This is a genomic window from Amycolatopsis sp. NPDC049868 (assembly GCF_044461365.1).
In the GTDB taxonomy this organism is placed as follows: Bacteria; Actinomycetota; Actinomycetes; order Mycobacteriales; family Pseudonocardiaceae; genus Amycolatopsis.
Genome location: NZ_JBITKV010000002.1, coordinates 638,182 through 662,242, shown reverse-complemented (window position 1 = coordinate 662,242; position 24,061 = coordinate 638,182). Strand labels below are relative to the sequence as shown.

General features: G+C 69.5%; 22 protein-coding genes. 10 read left to right on the top strand and 12 right to left on the bottom strand.

The features are described from left to right. The first annotated feature begins 55 nt into the window (after window positions 1-55). The 3 genes from ACIBTM_RS11325 (at window position 56) to ACIBTM_RS11315 (ending at window position 3,584) form a co-directional block, all read left to right on the top strand. The gene (locus ACIBTM_RS11325) at window positions 56-1,702 is read left to right on the top strand and encodes a DNA repair helicase XPB (RefSeq protein WP_395876374.1); all 1,647 of its coding nucleotides are present in this window, start codon (window positions 56-58) and stop codon (window positions 1,700-1,702) included. A 258-nt stretch (window positions 1,703-1,960) separates the two neighbouring features. Continuing rightward, window positions 1,961-2,716: a DUF4253 domain-containing protein gene (locus ACIBTM_RS11320; protein ID WP_395876373.1), complete on the top strand. Its 756-nt coding sequence runs from the start codon at window positions 1,961-1,963 to the stop codon at window positions 2,714-2,716. Between the two features lie 52 nt (window positions 2,717-2,768). Further along, window positions 2,769-3,584 (top strand): DUF72 domain-containing protein, encoded by an 816-nt coding sequence (locus ACIBTM_RS11315; protein WP_395876372.1) that lies wholly within the window; start codon window positions 2,769-2,771, stop codon window positions 3,582-3,584. Between the two features lie 115 nt (window positions 3,585-3,699). Here the strand turns inward: ACIBTM_RS11315 and ACIBTM_RS11310 are convergent, their stop codons facing one another. Next, window positions 3,700-6,522 carry a BTAD domain-containing putative transcriptional regulator gene (locus ACIBTM_RS11310; RefSeq protein WP_395876371.1) on the bottom strand — a complete coding sequence of 941 codons (2,823 nt, stop codon included), beginning with the start codon at window positions 6,520-6,522 and terminating at the stop codon, window positions 3,700-3,702. A gap of 57 nt (window positions 6,523-6,579) precedes the next feature. Here ACIBTM_RS11310 and ACIBTM_RS11305 point away from each other — a divergent pair, with 57 nt between their 5' ends. Next, on the top strand, window positions 6,580-7,524 hold the full coding sequence (locus tag ACIBTM_RS11305; RefSeq protein ID WP_395876370.1) for an o-succinylbenzoate synthase: 945 nt from the start codon (window positions 6,580-6,582) through the stop codon (window positions 7,522-7,524). A gap of 57 nt (window positions 7,525-7,581) precedes the next feature. Here ACIBTM_RS11305 and ACIBTM_RS11300 read toward each other — a convergent pair whose 3' ends face one another. The 4 genes from ACIBTM_RS11300 to ACIBTM_RS11285 all read right to left on the bottom strand — a co-directional run bounded on the left by ACIBTM_RS11300 (window position 7,582) and on the right by ACIBTM_RS11285 (window position 10,912). Next, window positions 7,582-8,490 carry a M23 family metallopeptidase gene (locus tag ACIBTM_RS11300; RefSeq protein ID WP_395876369.1) on the bottom strand — a complete coding sequence of 303 codons (909 nt, stop codon included), beginning with the start codon at window positions 8,488-8,490 and terminating at the stop codon, window positions 7,582-7,584. A 157-nt stretch (window positions 8,491-8,647) separates the two neighbouring features. Next, on the bottom strand, window positions 8,648-9,268 hold the full coding sequence (locus tag ACIBTM_RS11295) for a hypothetical protein (RefSeq protein ID WP_395876368.1): 621 nt from the start codon (window positions 9,266-9,268) through the stop codon (window positions 8,648-8,650). Between the two features lie 79 nt (window positions 9,269-9,347). Then, window positions 9,348-10,142, bottom strand: a complete 795-nt coding sequence (locus ACIBTM_RS11290; protein WP_395876367.1) for a transporter substrate-binding domain-containing protein — start codon at window positions 10,140-10,142, stop codon at window positions 9,348-9,350. Then, window positions 10,142-10,912 carry a DNA polymerase beta superfamily protein gene (locus ACIBTM_RS11285; RefSeq protein ID WP_395876366.1) on the bottom strand — a complete coding sequence of 257 codons (771 nt, stop codon included), beginning with the start codon at window positions 10,910-10,912 and terminating at the stop codon, window positions 10,142-10,144. Before ACIBTM_RS11285 ends, ACIBTM_RS11290 begins: the two co-directional genes overlap by 1 nt. Window positions 10,913-11,040: 128 nt before the next feature. On the opposite strand from ACIBTM_RS11285, the gene ACIBTM_RS11280 reads away from it, so the two are divergent. Together ACIBTM_RS11280 and ACIBTM_RS11275 are read left to right on the top strand one after the other, a co-directional pair. Then, complete coding sequence (locus ACIBTM_RS11280) at window positions 11,041-11,265, top strand: PspC domain-containing protein (RefSeq protein ID WP_007033414.1); 225 nt, start codon at window positions 11,041-11,043, stop codon at window positions 11,263-11,265. Window positions 11,266-11,471: 206 nt separating this feature from the next. Beyond that, complete coding sequence (locus tag ACIBTM_RS11275) at window positions 11,472-13,166, top strand: hypothetical protein (protein ID WP_395876365.1); 1,695 nt, start codon at window positions 11,472-11,474, stop codon at window positions 13,164-13,166. Window positions 13,167-13,323: 157 nt separating this feature from the next. Here the strand turns inward: ACIBTM_RS11275 and groL are convergent, their stop codons facing one another. The 5 genes from groL to ACIBTM_RS11250 all read right to left on the bottom strand — a co-directional run bounded on the left by groL (window position 13,324) and on the right by ACIBTM_RS11250 (window position 18,324). Continuing rightward, window positions 13,324-14,952: a chaperonin GroEL gene (groL, locus tag ACIBTM_RS11270; RefSeq protein WP_005164277.1), complete on the bottom strand. Its 1,629-nt coding sequence runs from the start codon at window positions 14,950-14,952 to the stop codon at window positions 13,324-13,326. 249 nt (window positions 14,953-15,201) lie between these two features. Beyond that, entirely contained in the window at window positions 15,202-16,641 is a 1,440-nt protein-coding gene (locus ACIBTM_RS11265) for a serine/threonine-protein kinase (RefSeq protein ID WP_395876364.1), read from the bottom strand. Between the two features lie 56 nt (window positions 16,642-16,697). Next, window positions 16,698-16,904: a cold-shock protein gene (locus tag ACIBTM_RS11260; RefSeq protein ID WP_005164266.1), complete on the bottom strand. Its 207-nt coding sequence runs from the start codon at window positions 16,902-16,904 to the stop codon at window positions 16,698-16,700. Window positions 16,905-17,018: 114 nt separating this feature from the next. Continuing rightward, window positions 17,019-17,642, bottom strand: coding sequence for an AIM24 family protein (locus ACIBTM_RS11255; RefSeq protein ID WP_063277719.1), 624 nt, complete (start codon window positions 17,640-17,642; stop codon window positions 17,019-17,021). Window positions 17,643-17,646: 4 nt separating this feature from the next. Next, window positions 17,647-18,324, bottom strand: coding sequence for a TIGR00266 family protein (locus ACIBTM_RS11250; protein ID WP_037335581.1), 678 nt, complete (start codon window positions 18,322-18,324; stop codon window positions 17,647-17,649). Window positions 18,325-18,398: 74 nt separating this feature from the next. Here ACIBTM_RS11250 and glp point away from each other — a divergent pair, with 74 nt between their 5' ends. Then, window positions 18,399-19,601: a gephyrin-like molybdotransferase Glp gene (gene glp / locus ACIBTM_RS11245; protein WP_395876363.1), complete on the top strand. Its 1,203-nt coding sequence runs from the start codon at window positions 18,399-18,401 to the stop codon at window positions 19,599-19,601. Window positions 19,602-19,616: 15 nt separating this feature from the next. On the opposite strand, the gene ACIBTM_RS11240 is transcribed toward glp, so the two are convergent. Together ACIBTM_RS11240 and ACIBTM_RS11235 are read right to left on the bottom strand one after the other, a co-directional pair. Continuing rightward, window positions 19,617-20,861 carry an MFS transporter gene (locus tag ACIBTM_RS11240; RefSeq protein WP_395876362.1) on the bottom strand — a complete coding sequence of 415 codons (1,245 nt, stop codon included), beginning with the start codon at window positions 20,859-20,861 and terminating at the stop codon, window positions 19,617-19,619. Then, on the bottom strand, window positions 20,858-21,421 hold the full coding sequence (locus ACIBTM_RS11235; RefSeq protein ID WP_395876361.1) for a winged helix-turn-helix domain-containing protein: 564 nt from the start codon (window positions 21,419-21,421) through the stop codon (window positions 20,858-20,860). The genes ACIBTM_RS11240 and ACIBTM_RS11235 overlap by 4 nt, the downstream gene beginning before the upstream one ends. Window positions 21,422-21,502: 81 nt before the next feature. Here ACIBTM_RS11235 and ACIBTM_RS11230 point away from each other — a divergent pair, with 81 nt between their 5' ends. From ACIBTM_RS11230 to pssA, 3 genes are all read left to right on the top strand, one after another. Continuing rightward, entirely contained in the window at window positions 21,503-21,784 is a 282-nt protein-coding gene (locus tag ACIBTM_RS11230; RefSeq protein WP_395876360.1) for a GlsB/YeaQ/YmgE family stress response membrane protein, read from the top strand. Window positions 21,785-22,261: 477 nt separating this feature from the next. After that, a complete protein-coding gene (locus ACIBTM_RS11225) occupies window positions 22,262-22,990 on the top strand; it encodes a phosphatidylserine decarboxylase (RefSeq protein WP_016337612.1) in 729 nt (242 codons plus the stop codon). Window positions 22,991-22,993: 3 nt separating this feature from the next. After that, window positions 22,994-23,965, top strand: a complete 972-nt coding sequence (gene pssA / locus ACIBTM_RS11220; protein WP_395876359.1) for a CDP-diacylglycerol--serine O-phosphatidyltransferase — start codon at window positions 22,994-22,996, stop codon at window positions 23,963-23,965. The last annotated feature ends 96 nt before the right edge of the window (window positions 23,966-24,061 follow it).

Genomic DNA, 24,061 nt, shown 5'->3' with positions numbered 1-24,061 from the left:
TCCACCAGCGGTGCCGCGACGGGAGCCGGTGTGGCCGGAACGTATAAAGGAGGATGTGACCGATGGCCCGCTGATCGTCCAATCCGACAAGACCGTGCTCCTCGAGGTCGACAACAGCCAGGCCGACGACGCGCGGATCGCCATCGCGCCGTTCGCCGAGCTGGAACGCGCGCCCGAGCACGTCCACACCTACCGGATCACGCCGCTGGCGTTGTGGAACGCCCGCGCGGCCGGCCACGACGCCGAACAGGTCGTCGACGCGCTGACCACGTACTCGCGGTTCCCCGTACCCCAGCCGCTGCTCATCGACATCGTGGACACGATGGGCCGCTTCGGGCGGCTGCAGATCGCCAACCACCCGGCGCACGGCCTGGTGATGTCGACCATCGACCGCGCGGTGCTGGAGGAGATCCTCCGGCACAAGAAGATCAGCCCGATGCTGGGCGCGCGCATCGACGACGACACCGTCGTCGTGCACCCGTCCGAACGCGGACGGCTCAAGCAGGCGCTGCTGAAGGTCGGCTGGCCCGCGGAAGACCTCGCCGGTTACGTCGACGGCGAAGCGCACCCGATCGCGCTGGCCGAGGACGACTGGGAGCTGCGCGACTACCAGCGCAAGGCCGCCGAGGCGTTCTGGGCGGGCGGATCCGGCGTCGTCGTGCTGCCGTGCGGCGCGGGCAAGACCCTGGTCGGCGCCGCGGCCATGGCGCACGCGAAGGCGACCACGCTGATCCTCGTGACGAACACCGTCGCCGGACGGCAGTGGAAGCGGGAACTGGTCGCGCGGACCTCGCTCACCGAAGAGGAGATCGGCGAATACTCCGGGGAGAAGAAGGAGATCCGGCCGGTCACCATCGCGACGTACCAGGTGGTCACGCGCAAGACCAAGGGCGAGTACAAGCATCTGGACCTGTTCGACTCACGGGACTGGGGCCTGGTGGTCTACGACGAGGTCCACCTGCTGCCCGCGCCGGTCTTCCGGATGACCGCGGACCTGCAGTCGCGGCGGCGGCTCGGGCTCACCGCGACCCTCGTGCGCGAAGACGGGCGCGAAGGCGACGTGTTCTCCCTCATCGGCCCGAAGCGCTATGACGTCCCGTGGCGCGACATCGAGGCGCAGGGCTGGATCGCGCCGGCCGAGTGCACCGAGGTCCGCGTGACGCTGACGGACGCCGAGAGGCTCGCGTACGCGACGGCCGAGGCCGAGGAGCGGTACAAGCTGGCGGCGACCGCGGACACCAAGACCAAGGTGATCAAATCGCTGGTCGACCGGCATCCCGGCGAGCCGACACTGGTCATCGGGGCCTATCTCGACCAGCTGGAGATGATCGGCGACGAACTCGACGCGCCGGTGATCCAGGGCGCGACGCGGAACAAGGAACGCGAGGAACTGTTCGACGCGTTCCGGCGCGGTGAGATCAGGACGCTGGTCGTTTCGAAGGTCGCGAACTTCTCGATCGACCTGCCGGAGGCCTCGGTCGCGATCCAGATCTCCGGGACGTTCGGCTCGCGGCAGGAGGAGGCACAGCGGCTCGGACGGCTGCTGCGGCCCAAGGGTGACGGACGGCAGGCGCATTTCTACTCAGTCGTCTCGCGGGACACCGTCGACACGGAATACGCGGCGCACCGGCAGCGGTTCCTGGCGGAACAGGGGTACGCGTACCGGATCGTGGACGCGGACGACCTGCTGCGCCCGATGTAGGGCCGCCGGCTTTCGGCCAGCGGCTAGAGCATGTCGCGAAAGCCACTTTCGGGACATCAGACGTCGCGAAAGTGGCTTTCGCGACATGCCCCGCTCCGCACCAAAAGTCCACTGTGGACGATCGCGCTGGTGCGCGTGTGACTCCAGCGACGCCTGAGGCGACCGCCCCGGGATCCCGCAAACGGGGTATCGAAAACTGTCGGTGCTTCGAACTAGTGTTCGGTAGAGTTGACCGAACACCAGTTCGAGGGGAAGCCGATGACGATCGCACCGTTCCGACCGGGTACACCGCCTGTCCAGACCCTGCCGCCCGGCCGGTGGCACGGCCGGATCTGGGTTTCCGACCTGCCGTTGGCCAGGCCGGAGCGCTACACCGGCTGCGTCGCCGAATTCGACCGGTCCGGGCTGTGGCCGGTGCTGATCCCGCACGACCAGCGCTTCGCGGCCAACGGCGAGGACTGGATCGACGACCGCGGCAGGCTCGCCCCCGCCGATCACCGGATCGCCTCGGTGGATCCGGCCGAGGTGCTGGCCCGCTGGTGGGACACGTCGTGCTGCGACGGCGCCTGCCTGCGCCCGTTCGGCGCGAAATTCCCCGGCCTCGCCCGCCGTCCGTCGCGCCGGGCGGATCCGCTGGCCGAGGCGGGTAACACCGGATCGATCCTGGCCGCGCGCGGGCAGCACCGGCTGGCACTCGTGCAGACCGAGCGGCCCGCCGACATCCCGGCGATCCTCGGCTGGACGGGCATGATCAAGGCGACCGATCAGGTCCACGAGCTGTCCGCCGTCCTGCGCAGCTGGGAAGACCGTTTCGGCGCGACGCTCACGGTGCTGGGCTTCGATTCGATGGAGCTGTCGGTGGCCGCGCCGCCGCGGACCCAGGGCCGCGCGCTCACGGTCGCCGCCGAGCACCGCTCGTTCTGCCTGCCGTCCTTCGCCGGTCAGCCGGGCAATCTGCGCGAGTTCGCCGCCAGCCTGGTCCAGACCCGCCGGTGGCGGTTCTCATGGGCGTGAGCCGGCGTTTACACCGGGAAGGGAGGGGGAATCAGGGCGACACGGGAAGGCGGTGATCGACGTCGCGGAGCTGCGGATCGGCACTTCGGGCTGGCGCTATCCACCGTGGCGCGGGGACTTCTACCCCCGCGGCCTGGTGCAGCGGCGCGAGCTGGAATACCTGTCGTCCCGGATGAACTCGGCCGAGATCAACGGCTCGTTCTACTCGCTGCAGCGTCCAGAGCGGTACCGCGCGTGGGCAGAGGAGACACCGGACGACTTCGTCTTCGCCGTCAAGGGCGGCCGCTTCATCACGCATATGAAGCAACTGCGCGACGTCGAGACGCCGCTGGCGAACTTCTTCGCCTCCGGCGTGCTGGCGCTCGGCCGGAAGCTGGGGCCGATCCTCTGGCAGCTGCCGCCGCGGCTGGCGTTCGACGCCGAGCGCGTCGAGGCGTTCTTCAAGATGCTGCCGCGCACCAGCCACGCCGCCGCCAAGCTCGCGAAGGAACACGACGGCAAGCTGAAGGCCGAACCGCATACCGATCCGAACCCTCGCCGGAAGCTCCGGCACGCCGTCGAGGTACGGCATCCGAGCTTCGCCGAGCCCGAAAGCCTGGAGCTGTTCCGGAAACACGGCATCGCGGTCGTGGTCGCCGACACGGCGGGCAAGTTCCCGTTCGTCGACGAGATGACGAGCGACGAGTTCGCGTACGTCCGCCTGCACGGCGACGAGGAGCTGTACGTCAGCGGGTACAGCGACAAGGCGCTCGAGAAGTGGGCCCGGAAGATCAAAAGCTGGGGTCGCGACACGTACGTCTACTTCGACAACGACGTCAAGGTCGAGGCGCCGAAGAACGCGATCACCCTCGCGGAACTCCTGGCTTGACCCGCGCACGCTGCACAGTCAGCGCGCAGTGAGCGGTGTCCTGTTTAGTGGTTCATGAGGTCACGGGCGTACTCGCGTGCTGGTTCTGGGGGTCGGCACGCCGGGCGCCCGTGCCTCACTCAGTCTTGACGGTTTCGCCCACGAGCGAGGCCAGTTTGGTGCGGACGTCCTCGGCGTCGGGATGCGCGAGCTCGGTCAGCACCCGCACCGAACGCAGCCAGCACTCACGCGCCGACGAGGGATCACCGAGCCGCAGATGGATTCCGCCGAGCTGGGCCAGTACGTCGGCCGCCTCGTAGAGCTCGCCGTGGGCGAAGAACATCTCGACGGCGCGTCGCATGCAGGCGATGCCCTCGTCGCCGCGGCCGAGCCCGACCAGCGCGGTTCCCTTGGTGTGCAGGGTGAAGCGGGCTTCGTCGGGGAGCGCGTGCGCCTCCAGCGCCAAGGCCTGGTCGGCGAAGTCGAGCGCCTGCTCGAAACGGCCGGCCTGGGTGCAGATGTCGCCGAGGGCCTGCAGCGCGCTGGCCTCCATACCGGCGCCGACGTTGCTCTCCCGGATGAGCCGCAACGCGCGCGTCCCGTAGTCCCATCCCGTGTCCGGGTCCTGGCTGGCCAGCGTGAGGTTGTAGAGGGCCCGCGCCTCACCCTGCCGGTCCCCGACCTGCCGTTGCAGCTCGACGACCTGCTTCAGGTAGGCGATGCTGTCCTCGTATTGGCGGGCGACCCCGCAGGCCACACCGAGTCCGCTGAGGACGGCGGCCTCGCCGGAGCGATCCCCGAGGTCGCGGGCGGCGCGGAGCGCGACGCCGAACACCGAACGCCAGTCATCCAGCCGCGCCCGCACGATGAAGTACGACTGCAGCAGCCACGCCAGCTGCCAGCATTCCCGGTACCGCCGCTCCCGGTACGCGATGTTCACCGCGGCGATGAGGTTCCCGGCCTCCTCGTCGAACCAGTCGAGCGCCTGTTCGTAGTGCCCGAACTTCAGCCCGGCGCCGTCGAACCGCTCCGGCTGGACGAGCCGGTAATGCCGTTCCGGACGCAAAAGCCTCGACGCGTTCAGCGCGGAGGCGAGCGAGGCGTGCAGCAGCCTGTCCAGCACGGCCGTCCGCTCCTCGGGCCCGTCGAGCTTCTCCGAGAGTTCGGCCGCGTACGCGCGGATCAGGTCGTGGAACTGGTACCGGCCCGGTTTGGACCGCGCGATCAGATGCGCGGAAGCGAGTTTCGCCAGATCCTCGTGTGCTTCCGCGATGTCGACGCCGGCCACCGCCGCGGCCGCGGGCACGCTGAAGTCGCCGCCGGTCGGCAGGCCGAGCAGCCGCAGCATCCGCGCGGCCCGCTGGTCGAGCGCCCGGTACGAGTACGAGAAGACGGCCCGGATGTTCGTCTCGTCGCCGTCGGCGAGGTCGAACGAACCCAGCCTGTCCTGCTCGGCTTCCAGCAGCCGGACGAACTCGCCCAGCGTGAGGTCCGGGAACTGCGCCGCCCGCACCGCGAGGATCCGGATGGCCAGCGGCAGCCCGCCGCAGTACCGGACGAACCGTTCGGTGGCCTCGGGGTCCTCGGCGACCCGGTCCAGCCCGATCGTCGACGCGAGGAGGGCGATCGCGTCCTCGTCCGGCAGCTCCTCCAGCGCGACCCGCCGCGCGCCGTGGGTCGCGACGAGCGCCTGGAGCTGCCATCGGCTGGTCACCAGCACCAGGCAGCCGGGTCCGGGCAGCAGGGGCCGGATCTGCTCGGTGCTCCCCGCGTTGTCGAGCAGGATCAGCATCCGGCGGCGGGCGCTGTACGTGCGCCAGGTGGCCGCGCGCCCGTCGACGTCGGCGGGGATCCGGTCGGCGGGGACCCCCACGGAGACGAGCATGGTTTCGAGCGCGGCGGCGGCCTCGACCGGCTCGCCGGGACCGTAACCGCGCAGGTTGAGGTACACCTGCCCACCGGGGAAGCGGTCGCCGACCTCGTGCGCGAAGTGGACGGCGAGCGTCGTCTTGCCGATGCCGCCCATCCCCTCGATCGAGGCGATGGACGTCGACCGCTCGGTGTCCAGCGCCTCCGGGACGAGCCCGTGCAGGGCCTTGAGGTCGCGCTGGCGGCCGGAGAACACCCGCAGATCGGCGGGGAGCTGACGAGGGATCAGCGGTTCGGCGCCGAGCCGGTACCGGGTCAGTTCGGAGTCCAATGTGGTCTCGACGGACTCTTCGCCGGTCAAGATCGCCTGGTGCGCCCGCTGCAGCGACGCGCCGGGGTCCAGGCCGAGCTCTTCGGCCAGCACCGCGCCGATCCGGCGGTAGACGTTCAGCGCCTCGGCCTGCCTGCCGGAGCGGTAGAGCGCGATCATCAGCTGTTCGTGCAGCCGCTCCCTCAGCGGGTTCTCGCGGCACAGCCTGGTCAGCTCGGGAACCGCGACGGCGTGCTCGCCGAGGGCGATGAGCGCGTCGGCCCACTGCTCGCACACTCGTAACCGCTCTTCGCCCAGCTGGTCGGCTTCGTCCCGAAGCAGCGCTTCGGAGTGGACGTTCTGCAGTGCCGGGCCTCGCCATTCGGACAATGCCGAGGCGAACCGGCCCGCGGCTCCGCGCAGGTCGCCGTCCCGCGCGGCCTCCGCTCCGGCCGCGGCGTGCGCGCGGAAGCGGGCCAGGTCGAGCAGGCTTTCGTCGAGTTCGAGCAGGTAGCCGCCCCGTTCGGTGCGGATGGTGACCTCGTCGCCGAGCGCGCGGCGGACCCGGAGGATGTAGGTCTGCAGCGCCCCCTTGGACCGCCGCCGGTCGTCCGGCCACAGCCAGCGGCCCAGCTCCTCGACCGGTACCACCGTGTTCGCGCGCAGCAACAGGCCTGCCAGCACGATGAGCGGCCTGCTGCCGCCCAAGGGCACCGGCAGCCCGTCCGCCGTGACCTCGGTGGGCCCCAGCACGCGAAAGTCGAGTGCCACGTCGCTCATTCTGTCCGGAACCGAGGGAAACGGCACGCGATTCCCGCAGTGGCATGATCGGTGCCGATGGATGTCTACGCTATCCCCCTGCGCACGCGGTTCCGGGGCATCACGGTCCGCGAAGGGCTGCTGGTCCGCGGCGAAGCGGGCTGGGGCGAGTTCTGCCCGTTCTCCGACTACTCCGACGCCGAGAGCGCGCCGTGGCTCGCGTCCGCGCTGGAGGCGAGCGAACGCGGCTGGCCGTCGCCGGTGCGGGACAGTGTCGAGGTGAACGCGACCGTGCCGGTGGTGTCCCCGGAGAAGGCGTACGAACTCGTTTCCGCTTCGGGCTGTCGCACGGCGAAGGTGAAGGTCGCCGACCCTCGGGTGAGCCTCGCCGAGGACTGCGCCCGGGTGGAGGCGGTGCGGGCCGCGCTGGGCCCGCGGGGCGCCGTCCGGGTCGACGCGAACATGGCCTGGGACGTGGACACCGCGGTCAAGGCCATCGGTGAGCTGGACCGCGCGGCCGGCGGGCTTGAGTACGTCGAGCAGCCTTGCCCGTCGATCGACGAACTGGCCGACGTCCGGCGCCGGGTCGGAGTGCGGATCGCCGCGGACGAATCGATCCGCCGGGCCGAGGATCCGCTCAAGGTGGCCGTCGCGGGGGCGGCCGACGTCGCCGTGCTGAAGGTCGCGCCGCTGGGCGGGGTGCGGCGCGCGCTGGAGGTCGCCGAAGCCTGCGGCCTGCCGTGCGTGGTGTCGTCCGCCGTCGAGACGAGCGTCGGGCTCGCCGCCGGGCTGGCGCTCGCGGGCGCGCTGCCCACGTTGGACTTCGCCTGCGGGCTGGGCACGATGTCGTTGCTCACGGGAGACGTCTGCGGCGACTCACTGTCCCCTGTGGACGGACGGCTGCCGGTGCCGTCGCAGGCTCCCGCGCCCGATCTGCTCGCGGCCCACGCCGCCGCCCCGGACGTCCGGGCGGCCTGGGAAGCCCGCCTCACCCGCGTCCGCGCCCACCTCCGGATGTCATGAAAGGGTCGTTCAGGACAAAAGATGTCCTGAACGACCCTTTCATGACACTTCAGAAGATCAGCTGCAGTGTTCGAAAGGCGATTCGTAGCTGGCGGAACCCGCCGAGCCGCCCCACCGGACGCACTTCGCACCGGCGGCCGCGCTCACCGGGCCCGCGTAGTACTCGAAGCTGCCGGAGTCGGTCTTCCTCGCCGAACCCTGCACTTCGAGGAAGGCCGAGACCGCGCTGCCCGTGCCGACCGAGGTGGACTTGATGGTGGTGACGCAGTTGTTCTGGTTCGTGGCGTTGTACAGCAGGTACGCCGTCGCGGCGCTGCCGACCGCCTGCGAGTCGATCACCTTGTAACCGTCGCCGCACACCTCGACGGCGTCGTACGGGTTGGGGTTCCCGCTGCCGCTGCAGGTGTTCTTGGAGGTCACGTTGGCGTTGGGGTAGCCGAACTTCACACCGTTGAAGTAAGCGGGCTTGATGTTGCTCGGCCACGAGGAGTCGTTGGTGCGGACCTCGTAGTGCAGGTGCGGGCTGATGTTGTTGCCCGGCTTGGAGGTGTTGCCGACCTCGCCGATCTTCTGTCCCTGCGCGACCTGCGCGTTGAGCGCGACCGAACGGACCTTCAGATGCGCGTAGTAGGTCGACCATCCCCCACCGTGGTCGATCTTCACCAGGTTGCCGAACCCGTTCGCGGAACCCTGGTGCGCCGAGATGACGACCTTGCCCGCCGCCGCCGCGACCACGGTGTCGCCGAGGTCCGCGTCCGCGGAGCCGCCGCGGTTGAAGTCGATCTCGTAGGCCCGGTGCGCGCTGCTGTTGTCGTTGTCGCCGTTCCACACCTGGTTGCAGGGGAACGGAAGCTGGAAGTTGGGACGCGGCCCGACGGCGGCTTCGGCCGACGTCGCGGTGATCGCCAGCCCGGCCATGCCCAGCAAGGCGGTGGCGGCCGCCGTGAGCACTCGTCTGAATCTCATCGGATGTCCTTTCTCGGCGTTTCGCGAGAAGCGTCCCGAAAGGGCGTACAAGCGAGATACAAACGACCACGAGCCCTCCTGGCCGAGGGGACCAGGAGGACTCGTGCCGCCTCCGCACCGGGTCCGTCCGCGTCTTCCCCGTCCCGGTGCGGGTGTCTCAGCCGACCCGCTCGATGGTGGCGCGGCGGATCAGGAACTTGCCCGGCTCGCGGACCTGCTCGAAGGCCGCGTTGTTCAGGAGCGCGCAACTGCCGGAAACGCCGGTGACCTCGACGGTCGTGGACTTGTCGTTGTCCAGGTTCGTCACCTTCAGCTTGGTGCCCGCCGGGAACTCGCTGCTGGACGCCGCGGGCGCGCCGCCCTCGCCGGACAGCGTCACCGTGGAGCCCGGGCAGACGACCTCGCCCTCCCCGGCGACCGCTTCTTCCTGCGGAGCGGCCTCGTCCTCGACCGCCATGGCGTCGTCCGCGGCCTGCTTCCCGCCGTCGGCCTGCACGTCTTCGGTGCACCCGGCGGCTTCGCGGCGCTGCTGGATGAGGTCGACGACGGCCTGCCTGTTCGCGATCCGCGCCCCGGACAGGGCGTCCGGCTCCGCCTGCTGGCCCGCGATGAAGTTGAGGTTGTTACGGAGGGCGGTATCGAGTCCCTGGCAGCTTTCCGCGGCCTGCCCGTCCGGAGTGCTGATCGCGAACATCGCCGCGGCGATGGCGGCCACCCCGAGAACGGACGCGATGCCGATCGTCGCGCGTTTGCGGTGTTTCCCGGCGCTGTTCATCATCGGTGTCTTCCTCCGGTCTGGTTCCTCCTCACCCACATCCATGGATACGGCTGGATAACGAAAGTGGTTCAAACCGATTTCAGCCGAGCCAGGGTTTCGCGATGCGCGCGTACGTGCCGTCGTTCAGCGCGAGATGCAGCCACTGGTCGGTCCATTCCTTGAACACGACATCGCGCGGCAGGAGGTACGCCTTCTCCGAGAAGGTGAACGGCTCGTCGGGATGCACCGCGCACAAACGCGGGTTCTGTTTAGCCTGCCAACGGGTTTCGGTCGCGTCGGTGATCATCAGATCGGCCCGGCCCGCCAGGATCTCGGCGAAGATCGTGTTGTTGTCCGGATGCCGCACGATGGTCGCGCGCTTCAGGTTGGCGTCGGCGAACTGTTCGTTGGTACCGCCCGGATTCACGATCGCCCGCACCCCCGGCTGGTCGATCTGCTCCAGGGTCTGGAACCGCTTTTCGTTCTCGCACAAGGTGATCGGTGTCTTGCCGTCGCGAAGATAGGGAACGGTGTAGAAGCCCTTCTTCGCGCGGTCCAAGGTCACCGAAACCCCGCCCATCGCCAGATCGCATTTCCGCCCGACGTCGTCGGCGATCGCCTTCCAAGTGGTCTGGACCAGCTGGAGCCGGACGCCGAGCCGCCGGGCCAGGTCGCCCGCGAGGTCGATGTCGATCCCACTCCACGCGCCGGCGGCGTCCCGATAGGTGAACGGCCGATAATCCCCCGTCGAACACACGCGGATCTCGCCGCGGGCCTGAACGACGTCGAGCCTGCTTCGCGCGCCATGGCCTTCAGGCGCGGCACTGGCCGTGCCGATTCCCAGCACGGTCAGCACCGCGACCCCGAACGTGAGCGCTTTCGCCTTGATCGTCATCAAGGCATCTTCCACGCCCTGAGGTAAGCACGCACCAGCCAAGCGTCGGCCCAACCGGCGTCCGGCTCCTCCGGCAGTGGCGACGCCCCGCGCACCAGCTCGTCGAGACGGTGTTCCAAGGACTCGACCGCCTCCAGCGCTTCCTCGCGGGTTTTCTTGCCCTGCCTCAAATCCCGGAGCCAGCCGAGCCACGGTTCGGGGATCGGCAGCGTGATCCGGCCGGTCTCCAGCAGCTCCACACCCTGCACGCCGAGGCGCACCATGTGCATGGCGAACTTCGTGTCGAAGCCGTATTTCTCGATCAGCTCCGGCCTTCCCGCCTTGCCCCGCAGCCCCAGCATCCGCTCGCGCTGAGCGCGGGAGTAGCCGAGGAACCGCAGCCCGGCCCGGCGCGAGACGATCCGGTGCGCTTGCTCGCGCAGCTCGGCGCCGAGCTCGTCGATCACCACGATCTCGGCCTCCGGCACGAACAACGGCAACAGGACGGTCGGGTTCCCGTTGAGCGCGAGCCGCAGCCACTTGCGCAGCGAGTAGACGGTCAGATCGAGGTCACCGGGGCCGGACCGGACGCCTTCGGGCTGCGTGCGGAAGATGTACTGCTCGAACCGCTTCAGGCCGATGACGTGGTCCGGCGGCTCGATACAGATGCCGAGCTCGTCCCGGTCGTCCTGGCCGGACACGGCGGTGCCGTGCAGCCCGGACCCGACCTGGCAGCGCAGGATCGTGCCCTGCTCGGCGATGGCGGCGAATTCGGGGCTGTCGTGTTTCACCGGACAAGTCATACCCGCGGGCGGGTGCGCGAGGCATCCGGTTTTCGGCCCTTCAGGGTCGGATTCCAGGGTCGGGCCGGGGCCGGTCCCCGATGTGCCGGGGGTCGTTCCGGCGCGAACATGGAGCCATGACGAACAGCGTGTACACCCCCCAGGCCACCAAGAAGCTCTACCGCAGCCGCACCGACAAGATGCTCGCGGGCGTCGCCGGCGGCTGGGCCGCCTACCTCGGCGTCGACGCCGCGATCCTGCGCATCGCCCTCGTGGCCGGCGTCTTCTTCACCGCCGGATTCGCGATCCCGCTCTACGCCGCCGCGTGGCTTCTGACCCCGGAACAGCCGGGCGAATCCTGATCGGGGCGGACGCCGTGCGCAGGGGGCGCGGCGTCCGCCGGATCGCGTTTAGCCCGCTAAACGCGATCCGACGGGGGACCAGGGGGATGAAGAAGGGCCCGGACATGGGGATGTCCGGGCCCTTTCCGGAGTTCGGCCGCGAGACCGCGCGTTCGCCGTTACACTTCCCCTGACTTTGTCACAGGGAGCGGGAAGCGGGGGCCTCCATGGCCGGGTATCTGAGCCTCAGCGAGTACAAGCGGATGCTCGAAGGCGCGCTGGACGACTTTTGCCAGGCCCTCACCAAGCGCTGGATGAAAGACGCCGTCAAGGCCATGCTGAAGCTCTCGCCCGCCGTTCCGTGCTCCGCGGAGCCCTGGGCCTGGCAATGGCCGCCCGAATCCTACGGCCACCTCGCAGCCGCCGACGACCTGTGCGGATATCTGACGTGGGTCACGGACGGCATGCACGGCCACTACAAGGACGTTCACTGCGACGGCCACAACCCGCAGCTCGGGAAGAAGGTCGAGTGCCACGTCGAACGGAACCTCGCGCAGATCGAACGGCTGGCGTGGAACCGGCGGCAGGAGGTCGCCAAGTTCGTTCCGCAACTGGAGGGACCCGACCTCGCGAAGCTGGAGGCCGCGCACAACACGTTCCTGAACGTCGCCGGCAACCTCGGCTTCCAGGACAAGAACGGGCGGGTGACCGAACTGCTCGGGCAGGGCGCGGTCGTCCGGAACGTCGAATGGCTGGACGGCGCGACCAGCGCGACCGAGCCCTGGTTCATCTCGTGGACCGGGCTCGCCGCCCAGGAGTTCAGGGAAGGGTTCTTCGCCTCGATCGCGCCGACCATGGCGCACCAGTCGCTCATCCTCGCCAGCCTGTCCACGCTGTACTCCACCCGCGCCTCGACGATCCAGGCCACCCGGCTCAACATCGTCAAACGGCTCAACTGGGCCACCAAGAAGCTGGACGAGAAGGTCACCCTCAAGGTCTTCACCGCGGACTCGATCCTGGAGAAGGTCGACCAGGCGCGAACAGTCCACGGCGTCGCGACCAATCTGCTGTCCGCCGCGGCGAAACTCAGCAAGGTCGTGAAGACCGTCGACGAGGCGGGCGGGAAGGTCCTCGGCCCGGTGGGAGCCGTCCTCGATCTGGCCGGTTTCGTCGGCGGGATCATCAAGGGACTCACCGTCGAGCAGGACGCCATGTCCCTTCAGGACATCCTGCAGAAGCTCACCACCTCGATCCAGGACGAGCACAACGCCTTGTCCGGCCTCGAATCCGACTTCGGCGCGAACGTGCTGGCCCTGCAGAAGGCGATCGCGGGGGTGCACAGCTACAACCTCGAGCTCTACGACCTCACCGCGAACACGCGGCCCAACCAGACCGACCGCGCGAAGTACCGCGGGGTCCAGGTCGAGGTCTACTTCGTGCTGCGGTTGGCGCAGACCTGCTTCGAAGCGGCCGAAGCCTATTCGGCGCAACTGCGGATTCTCGCCGAGGCCGACAACGCCGACCGGCACCTCGCGGGCCGCGACGAGCAGACGTGCACGGGCGACGACACGACGTTGGAGATCCGGGACGCCGTCGAACAGTTCATGAGGACGAGCTGTGCGCGATTCCTTCTCGCCGGTGAGCAGCTCAGGACGGCGGCCGAGGCCTACGCGCGAACGGACGGCGAGCTCTCGGACGACCTCAAGAAGCTGTTCACCGCCTGGGAAAGCGCCAACAAGGACCGCGGGAAGATCGATCCCAATCCCGAGACGGTCGAACGGGAAAGCGCGGCCACTGAGGCGGGCGGAACCGACCGGACGGGCCTTGAGCCGAGGAAGCCTTCGGAACCGAACTCCACCAATCCGTACGAGGCGGACCGTCGGAAGCAAGGGCGTAAGTACGCGGTGGACGGGCAGTCGTAGGCCACGGCTCCCGCGGCCACGACACCTTTGCGCGTGAAGGCCCCCTTCCCTCGGCTCAGCCGAGGGAAGGGGGCCTTCACGCGCCACAAGCGGGCAAAGGAAAAGCCCGGACGCGCGAGGCGCGTCCGGGCTTTCCGGTGGTGCTACAGGCTCGAACTCAGAAGTCCATGCCGCCCATGCCACCGGACGGGTCGGCGGGAGCGGCCGAGGCCTTCTCCGGCTTGTCCGCCACGACGGCTTCGGTGGTCAGGAACAGCGCCGCGATGGAAGCGGCGTTCTGCAGCGCGGAGCGGGTGACCTTCGTGGGGTCCGGCACGCCGGCGGCGAGCAGGTCCTCGTAGACACCGGTGGCGGCGTTGAGGCCGTGACCCTGCGGGAGGGACTTGACCTTCTCCGCCACGACGCCGCCTTCGAGGCCGGCGTTGATCGCGATCTGCTTGAGCGGCGCCTCGACGGCGACCTTGACGATGTTGGCACCAGTGGCCTCGTCGCCCTCGAGCTTCAGACCGGCGAAGGCGGCCTCGGCGGCCTGGATGAGAGCGACGCCACCACCGGCGACGATGCCCTCTTCGACGGCGGCCTTGGCGTTGCGCACCGCGTCCTCGATGCGGTGCTTGCGCTCCTTCAGCTCGACCTCGGTGGCGGCACCGGCCTTGATGACGGCCACGCCGCCGGCCAGCTTCGCCAGACGCTCCTGGAGCTTCTCGCGGTCGTAGTCCGAGTCCGAGTTGTCGATCTCGGCGCGGATCTGGTTGACGCGACCCTGGATCTGGTCGGCGTCGCCCGCACCCTCGACGATGGTGGTCTCGTCCTTGGTGATGACGGCCTTGCGCGCCTTGCCCAGCAGGGAAAGGTCCGCGTTCTCCAGCTTGAGGCCGACGTCCTCGGAGATGACCTGGCCACCGGTCAGGATCGCGATGTCCTGCAGGATCGCCTTGCGGCGGTCACCGAAGCCCGGGGCCTTGACGGCGACGGACTTGAAGGTGCCACGCATCTTGTTGACGATGAGGGTGGCCAGGGCCTCGCCCTCGACGTCCTCGGCGATGATCAGCAGCGGCTTGCCGGACTGGATGACCTTCTCCAGCAGCGGCAGGACGTCCTTGACGGTGGAGATCTTGGAGCCGAAGAGCAGGACGTACGGGTCCTCGAGCTCGGCTTCCTGACGCTCCGGGTCGGTCACGAAGTAACCGGAGATGTAGCCCTTGTCGAAGCGCATACCCTCGGTGAGCTCGAGCTCGAGCCCGAAGGTGTTGCTCTCCTCGACGGTGACGACGCCTTCCTTGCCGACCTTGTCCAGCGCCTCGGCGATGAGCTCGCCGATGGTGCGGTCCGCGGCGGAGATCGACGCGGTGGCGGCGATCTGCTCCTTGGTCTCGATCTGGACGGCGGCCTTGTGCAGCTGCTCGGTGATGGCCTCGACGGCCGCCTCGATGCCGCGCTTCAGGCTGATGGGGTCGGCCCCGGCGGCGACGTTGCGCAGACCCTCGCGGACGAGAGCCTGGGCGAGCACGGTGGCGGTGGTGGTGCCGTCACCCGCGACGTCGTCGGTCTTCTTGGCAACTTCCTTGACGAGCTCGGCCCCGATCTTCTCCCACGGGTCCTCGAGCTCGATCTCCTTGGCGATGGAGACACCGTCGTTGGTGATCGTCGGCGCGCCCCACTTCTTTTCGAGCACGACGTTCCGGCCCCGCGGGCCGAGGGTCACCTTGACGGCTTCGGCGAGGGTGTTCAAGCCGCGCTCAAGACCGCGGCGGGCGTCCTCGTCGAACGCGATCAGTTTGGCCATTGCGGTGTGGTCCTCCGGTATTGGGCGCCGCCGCACGCCTACTACAGCGCGGCGGCAGGACTCTTCCTCGGCCAGGCTCGGTGCCCGCGACGGACGACCCACCCGATCAAGGGTGCGGCCTCACCGTCCCGACCTTCAGGCGAGCGGTCGGTGACCGCTCCGCCTGGCACTCGACGGCGTCGAGTGCCAATGTCGTGTTTAGCACTCCCCAGGGGAGAGTGCAAGAACCGCAGGTCAGCGCGGTGGTATTCAGCTGCTCGGCTTGATGGAGATCGACGACGGCGGAGGCTTCAACGACGAGCCGGGAGCCTGCGACTGGGAGCCGCCGGGGCCGACCGGGATGTTCGGCGCGGTGGTCTGCGGGCCGTTGCCGCCGCTCGAATCACTGAAGATGAGGATGGCGGCGACGATCGCGCCCGCGACCACGAGGGCACCGACGATGATCCAGATCCACTTGGCGCCGCCGCCCTTCTTGGGCTGCTGCTGGAAACCGCCCTGCTGCTGCGGCGGGCCATAGCCCGGGGGCGGACCCTGCTGGAAGCCACCCTGCTGGAAACCGCCCTGCTGCTGCGGCGGGCCGTAACCCGGGGGCGGACCCTGCTGGAAACCGCCCTGCTGGAAGCCACCCTGCTGCTGCGGCGGGCCGTAACCGGGCGGCGGGCCCTGCTGCGGCGGGGGACCCTGCGGTCCCGGTCCCTGCTGGCCGTAGCCCGGCTGCTGCTGTCCTCCGTACGGGTGCACGGGGCCCCCCTCTCCCTGTGGCGGCGTGTTCTGCCGTGGCGCCTGCTGCTGGACGGTCGCGGCCGCCGCCTGCCCGGGCGCGCCGGGAGGCTCGTTCGAAGTCGCGAGCGGGCCGAGCGCGCGCCTGGCGGCCGCGATCATCTCAACACAGTTGGGGTAGCGCTCGGCGGGATTCTTCGCCATTCCCTTCCGGACGACCTCGTCGATCCCGGCGGGCAGGCCGACGATCCGCGAGATGGCCGGGGGCTCGCCGTTCAGATGCCCCTTGATGACCGTCTGCACGTCGCCCTTGAAGGGCGGGCTGCCGGTCAAGCAGGCGTAGAGGACGCAGGTGAGCGCGTACTGGTCGGTGCGGCCGTCGAGCGGCTCGCCGCGCAGGTGCTCGGGCGCCGCGTACGTGGGCGAGCCGAGGAAGTCGCCGCCGCGGGTCCGGTGCCCGGTGGCGCCGCGGCGGGTCAGGCCGAAGTCGGCGACGTAGACATGCTCGCGCGAGGTCTCCTTGCTGGTGACCAGGACGTTCGCCGGTTTGACGTCGAGGTGCACGAGACCCCGGTTGTGCAGGGTGTCGAGCGCGTCGGCGACCTGGTCGAGCATGTTCAGCGCGCGGGCGGGCGCGATCGGGCCGCCGGAGATCAGGCCGGCGAGGTCGCCGCCGTCGACCATCCGCATGGCGATGTAGAGCATGCCTTCGAGCTCGCCGAAGTCGTACAAGGGCACGACGTTGGCATGGTCGATCGCGGACGTGTTCCGCGCCTCGTCGACGAAGCGTTCGCGGAATTCGGCGTCGGCCCCGAGGTGATCACCGATGACCTTCAGTGCCACCTTGCGCCCGAGCCGCACGTCCGTGGCCTTGTAGGTCACGCTCATGCCGCCCTTGCCGAGCACACCGTCGATGCGGTAGTTGCCCAGCCGACGACCCGTCAGGTCCCCCGACTCATCGCCTGTCACGCCGCGAAGCCTAACGCGCCAGTTCCGGACGCCGCCGGGGGTCGCCCGAAGTAGGTTTAGGAGACCTTGCGTACGTCCGCGGCCTGACTCCGCCCGTCACGGCCGGACTGGACTTCGAATTCCACGCGGTCACCCTCGTCGAGCGTCCGGAATCCGTCGGCCTGAATGGCCGAGTAGTGGACGAAGACGTCGGGCCCTTCGGTGGATTCGATGAATCCGTAGCCCTTTTCCGAGTTGAACCACTTGACGGTGCCGACTGCCACGGCGCACTCCCTCAGCACAGGATCCGTCGGCCTTCTCTGCCCCGGCCGGCGGTTTCGAGTGCAGTTCACGCTACCCGAATTACCGGCGTCGGCAATGCTCAATTCGTCCCAAGGTCATCCGCGAGAAAGCCGCCTATTGCGCGCTTGCACGAGGACGCGTCCTGGTCCCGCGAAGTCCAGCGCGAGCCCTTCGCCGGTGCGGACCGACTGCGGGCCGGACTGGTCGACCGCGCGGAGACGGCACTGCACGGTGTCCGGGTAGGCCAGCAGGAAGTCCGGCCGCACGGTGACGAGTTCGCCCGCGGTGAGTTCGAAGGCGTCGACCGGGCCCTGCGCGGCCAGTACGAGCGGCCCGCTTCCGCTGTAGTGCTCCAGGAAGCCGGAATCGGCGCCGAAGAGCTTCTGCAGCGGCGCCCAGCCGGGATCGTGCCGGACGGTCGCCGGCCGGGCGAGGATCGCGTCCCGGCTCACGCACCAGCCTCCGCCGCCGTTGAACTCCAGCGGGTAGACGTCACCGGCGGCCAGCGGCGCGAAGTCGATCCAGCCGCCGCCCTCCGGTGCGTTGAACACCGACGGGGCGGCTTTGCCCGCCCGCGAACCACCGCGGGACGGAACGGTTTCGGTGATGCCGAAACTGCTGGCCAGCATGGTGTCCCCGGCGGCCTGGACGGCTTCGCCGGGGGACAGCAGCACGCGTGCGACCCCGAAGTTCGGGGTGTGCCTCGTCTGGACCCGCATGCGGTCAGCGGGAGGGGACCTGGGCGATCACCCAGGCGGACAGCGCCGACGGGTTGCGGGTCTGGGTGAGCAGCTGGCCAGGCCCGGCGAAGTCGAAGACGAGGCCTTCACCGCTCTTCATCGACTGGATGACGCCGGTGGCGACCTTGCGGATCTGGTACTGCACGGTGTCGGCGAACGCGACGACGTGCCCGGTGTCGATGGTGATCACCTCGCCCTGCTGCAGGGTGACGGTCTCCAGCGCGCCGTAGCAGGCCACGACGAGCGGGCCCTGTCCCGTCGCGTGCGTCAGGAAGCCGCCCTCGCCGCCGACGAGGTTCTTCAGCCCGCCCCATTTGGTCTCGGTCTGCACGCCGTGGGAGGACGCGAGCCACGAACCGCGGGTGACGCACCAGCCGGTGCGGCCGTCGAGGTTGATGATCTGCATGTCGCCCGGCAGGTTCGCGGCGACGTCGACCCAGCCGCCGTTCTGCGGGGCGGTGTAGGTGGAGATGAAGAAGGACTCGCCGGAAAGGAAGGCGCGGCCGAGGCCCTTCATGATGCCGCCCTGCGCCTGGGACTGGACCTGCACGCCGTAACTCGTCGCCATCATCGCGCCCGACTCGACCTGCGCCGGTTCGCCAGGGGCGAGGATGAGCCTCGCCACCGCGAACGATGGCTGGTGACGGATCTGAACCTGCATGTCTTCTTCTCCCCGGATGGTCGTTGTGACGCGCAGAGTCTTGCATGCGGGGCCCGAGGCGGGAGGATGGTCCGGTGATCTCCGTCGACGCCCACCGTGAGACCGTCACCGGCCTGCTCGGAAACGCCCCCGTCATCCGCCTTCCGCTCGCCTCCGCCGCCGGGCTCGTCCTCGCCGAGGACGTGCGCGCGGGCGTTTCGCTGCCGCCGTTCGACAACTCCGCGATGGACGGTTACGCCGTCCGCGCCGCCGACACAGCGACGGCCGACACAGCGCCGGTGACGTTGCCGGTCGCCGAAGACATCCCCGCGGGCCGGGTCGACATCGCGAAGCTGGAGCCGGGTACCGCGCACCGGATCATGACCGGCGCCCCGCTGCCGCCCGGCGCGGACGCGGTGGTGATGGTGGAGCACACGGACGGCGGCGTGACAGACGTCCGGATTCTCAGGACGGCTGTCCTGGGCACGCACATCCGGCGCCAGGGCGAAGACGTCGTCGAGGGCACGGTGGCGCTTTCGGCGGGGACGGTGCTGGGCCCGGCTCAACTGGGCCTCGCGGCGGCCGTCGGGCTCGCCGAGGTTCCCGTGTACCGGCCGTTGAAGGTGCTCGTGGTGTCCACCGGGACCGAACTCGTCGACGCGCCGGAACCCTTGCGGCACGGGCAGATCTACGAGTCGAACAGCATCATGCTGGCGTCCGCGATCCGCGCGCTCGGCGGCGAGGCCGAGGTGGTGCGCAGTGTGGTCGACGACGTGGACGAGTTCCGCTCGGTGATCGAGCCGCGTCTGGCGGACGTCGATCTGCTGGTGACCTCGGGCGGCGTGAGCGCGGGAGCGTACGAAGTGGTGAAGGACGCGCTGACCGGGCAGGGCGTGGAGTTCCGGAAGGTCGCGATGCAGCCGGGCGGGCCGCAGGGCTGCGGCCGCTGGAACGGTGTGCCCGTGGTGACGCTGCCGGGCAATCCGGTGAGCGTGCTCGTGTCCTTCGAAGCGTTCCTGCGGCCGGCGTTGCTCGCGGCGATGGGGCACACGGGTGTCGACCGGCAGAAGGTGCGGGCCCGGCTGACCGAGGCGATGACCTCCCCCGCCGGACGGCGTCAGTTCCGGCGGGGCTTCTACACGCATTCCGAAGGCGAGGTCACCGGGATCGTCGGTCCGCGCGGCGGGCCGGGATCGCATCTGCTGGCGTCGTTCACGCAGGCGAACTGCCTGATCGTCCTGCCGGAGGACGTGGACTCGGCCGAGCAGGGCGACGAGGTCGACGTCCTCCTGCTCTGACCTGCGTTTAGCGGGCTAAACGCGATCCGCCGGGAAGTCGCGGCACCGGCCGATCGGCGTGAACAGCAAGGCGAAGACGGCGACGACCTCGAGCCCGGCCATCAGCCCGAGCGTCTGCCGCACGCCGGCGATCTCACCGAGTAGCCCGCCGAGCAGGCCGCCGAGCGTGATCGCGCCGAGGCTCAGCACGGACATGCTCGCGGTGACCCGGCCGAAGATCGCCGCCGGGACGTAGCGCTGTTTGAAGGTGGCGTTGAGGACGTTCGAGCCGACGACCCCGGCGCTGAGCGAGAACCCGGCGGCGACGAAGAAGGCGAGCCCCCAGCCGCCGTTCGCCAGCGGGCCGAGCAGCATCATCAGCGCTCCGGACCCCTCGCAGAGGATGAAAGCGCGCGCGGTGCCGATCCGTGCGGCGAGTTTGCCGGACAGCGCGGCGCCGAAAACGCCGCCCGCCCCGACGAGCGCGAGCACGAGCCCGGCGGTGCCTTCTCCCACGCCGAGATCACGGACGAGGAACACGACCTCGATCGACTGGTAGCCCATGAGCGCGACATTCGAGATCGCGCCGAAGACCGCCAAGACACGTAAGTACCGGTCGTGGACGACGAAAGCGAGGCCGTCACGGATCTCGTCCCGCAGCCGTGAACGCGTCTTCGCCGGGCGCTCGGGTTCCCGGTGCCGGATGGATCGCAGGCACAGCACGGAGATCCCGAAGCTGACGGCGTCGGCGAACACCCCGGCGACGGCGCCGAACCAGTGGGCCAGCAGCCCGGCCAGCCCGGGTCCGCCGATCTGCGCGGCGGATTCGCTGCCCTGCAGCTTTTCGTTGGCCTCCTGCAGTTGGTCCTTCTCGACCAGCGAAGGCAGGTACGCGCGATACGCGACGTTGAAGAACACTTTCGCGACGCCGCCCGCCAAGGCGACGACGATCAGCTGGGTCATCGTGAGCAGGCCGAACCACGCCGCGACCGGGACGCTCAGGAACACCAGCATGGAAACGCCGTTGCACACCAGCATGACCGGGCGTTTCGGCCGTCTGTCGACCCAGGCGCCGGCGGGCAGGCCGATCAGCAGCCACGGCAGCCAGGCGGCCGCGGTCAGCAGCCCGACCGCGAACGTGCTCGCCTGCAGGGTGACCACCGCGACGAGCGGCAGCGCGACGACGGCGATGGAACTGCCGAGCACGCTGGTCGTCTCGCCGGTCCACAGCAGCCGGAAATCTCTCGCGCGCAGCAGGCCGCCGCGTTCGCGGGTGGTCACGGGCGGGCCGGGACGGCGCGGGTGGAGATGAAGACGGGACGGCGTTCCTGGCCGTCGTCGGGGATTTCACGGCCGCTGTAGGACTTGATCAGCTCGTGGACCTTTTGTTCGAGCTCGGCCAGCTCGGCGACCGACATCTTCGCCCAGCTGTCGGTGGCGAAGGCGGCACGATGCCATTCCTCCGGGTAGGTCTCGCGTTCGGCGAACCATTGGCGCGCCATGGAAACCTGTCGTTCGAGCGCGAGGGATTCGGCGGCGGCCGCGACCGGGTCGTCGGGGAAGTCCGAAGGCGACCAGGAAACCGCGTAGCTCACGCGGCGCCACCAGCGCTCACGGCGGTCTCGGGCGAGTTCCGGTGCTTCCTCGACCAGATCGACGGCGGCCAGCACCTTCAGGTGGTGACTGACGTTCCCGACCGCCTGCCCGGTCCGCTCGGCGAGCACGGAAGCCGTGCACGGGCCGTCGAGGCGGAGGACGTCGAGGAGGCGGCGCCGCAGCGGATGCGACATCGCGGCGAGCACCTTCGAATCGTGGACTTCATGCACTTCGCGATCAGCCATAACGCACAACAGTAGTTGCACAAGAGTTCTTGTACAAGTCTTCTTGTGCGCTACTCCATCCGGGTCGGTAACCTCGATGGCATGGGTTTCTTCTCGTGGATCGTGTTCGGCGCCATCGCCGGCTGGCTGGCCAATGTCGTGGTGGGCGGCCCGGACCGGCGCGGCGGCTGCCTGTTCAGCATCCTGATCGGCGTGCTCGGCGCGGCGCTGGGCGGTTTCATCTACCGCCTGGCCACCGGCACCGAGCGGGCCTTCGAGTTCGACTTCCCCAGCTTCGGCGTCGCGATTCTCGGCTCGATCGTGCTGCTCGCCCTGCTGCGGCTGGTACGTGGCTCCGGGCGGAGCGACTCCTATCGACGTTGATCAACGGAGTGACCGTTGGTAACGGTTTTCTCGCGACCGGTGATCACCGGCGCGCGGGGAACTAGAGTGGGATGTTCGCTCAGTTCCAGTCGCCGCGTCCGGGTGCATGTGCCGTCGGGGGGCATATGCATCCGGACGCGCGTGCTTCGGCGATGACCGAGGCGGCGCGGACGGGATCGACGAGCGGAGGCATCGGCGCCGCCGAAATGTCCCTCTTCCAGGCGCGGAACAGCTCGGCGAGTCGCTCGCCTGCGGGGTCCGGGCTGGCGGGCATTCGAGAGTCCTCAAGGTCTGCTATCGGCGTCAATTACCTAGAGTTATCGCGTATTTCGACCTTGTGTTACCGGGATGTGGCCCCGCCCACCCGGCGCGGGGAAACCCTTCCGGGGGAGGCCACGGCCCGGCTCCGGACAGGGCGGTAGCGTGGTGGCTCTTCCTGTCCCGACCCCCCGACACGAACTGCGGTGAACCCGACCAATGAGCGGCAACCGGCCGGAAGCCACTGGTAACCCCCTCGCGCACGCCGTGAAGCTGGCCCGCGAGACCGTTCCGCCGATGCACCCGGCCGGCAGGCCGTTCGTGTTCGGCGGTCTCGCCGCGACGCTGGTGCTGCGGAGGTTCTCCAAGCGCCTCGGCGTCGTCGGCGCGCTCGCGACGGCCGCCACGGCCGCGTTCTTCCGTGAGCCCAAGCGTGTCCCGCCCGCTCAGTCCGGCCTCGCGGTCGCGTCGGCGGACGGCCTGGTCTCGCTGATCGAAGAGGCCGTGCCACCGCCCGAGCTGGGGCTGCCCGCCGAACCGCGGATGCGGGTGAGCGTGTTCCTGTCGGTGTTCGACGTGCACGTCCAGCGGGTCCCGGCCTCGGGGGTGATCGAGCGGGTCGCGTACCGGCCCGGGAAGTTCCTGTCCGCCGACCTGGACAAGGCGAGCGACGACAACGAGCGCAACTCCGTGCTCATGCGCACCGATGACGGCCACGAGCTCGTCGTGGTGCAGATCGCGGGGCTGGTGGCCCGGCGCATCCTCTGCGAGATCCGCGAGGGGGACAAGGTCGGCGTCGGCGCGACGTACGGCATCATCCGCTTCGGCTCGCGAGTCGACCTGTACCTGCCGCCGGGCAGCAAGGTTCTCGTCTCGAAGGGCCAGCGCACGATCGGCGGCGAGACGCCGATCGCCGAGCTGCCCACGGCGCCGCACCCGGAAGGCTGATCCATGGTCCGCGTGACCACTCCCGGCGTGCGGCTGCTGCCGAACGCCATCACGGTGCTCGCCCTGTGCGCGGGTCTGTCGTCGGTGCAGTTCGCGCTGATCGGCAACTATCCGATGGCGATCGCGTCGATCGGGATCGCCGCGGTGCTCGACAGTCTCGACGGCCGGATCGCGCGGCTGCTGGACGCGACGTCGAAGATGGGACAGGAGCTCGACTCGCTGTCCGACGGCATCTCGTTCGGTGTCGCGCCCGCGCTGGTGCTGTACGTCTGGCACGCGGAGGGCGAGCGGATCGGCTGGGTGGCGTCGCTGATCTTCGCGGTCTGCATGATCCTGCGGCTGGCGCGGTTCAACACGCTGATCGAGGACACCGAGCAGCCGCCGTACGCGGGCGAGTTCTTCGTCGGTGTGCCCGCACCCGCCGGTGGTCTGCTGGCGATGCTGCCGCTGATCCTGGAGCTCCAGTTCGGGCAGGGCTGGTGGTCGCACCAGTACGTGGTGTGGGTGTGGACGATCGCCGTCGCCGCGCTGCTGATCAGCCGGATCCCGACGCTTTCGCTGAAGACGGTGAAGGCGCCGCCCAAGGCGATCGCGCCGCTGCTGGTCGGGGTGGGCCTGCTGGCGGCCGCGATCATCCAGTTCCCGCTGGTGGCGCTGGCGATCGCGCTGGTGCTGTACCTGGCGCACATCCCGTACTCGGTGTACCGGCACCGCTGGCTGGCGAATCATCCGGAGGCGTGGATGGCGCCGCCGCGGGAACGGCGCGCGATCCGGCGTTCTTCGAGCCGCCGCCGTCTCGGCCTGCGGCCGCCGCTGCGGCGCGTGGTGGCCGGCGCCGCTCAGCGCGTGCGGCTGCAGCGCGGCGAACAGCACGTCGCGCGCGCTCCGCGCACCATCAGCACCGACAAGGACCGGGAAAACGGCCGGGGCCCGCGGCGCCGCTCATGGCGCCGGATCGGCCTGCGGAAGCGCTGATTCGCGCACCTGACCGCCCACTCCCAGCCCCCCGCCCATCCCTGGGGGACGGCCCCGCGCCCAGCGTACCGGGGGTGTCCGACGGGACCGGGGAAA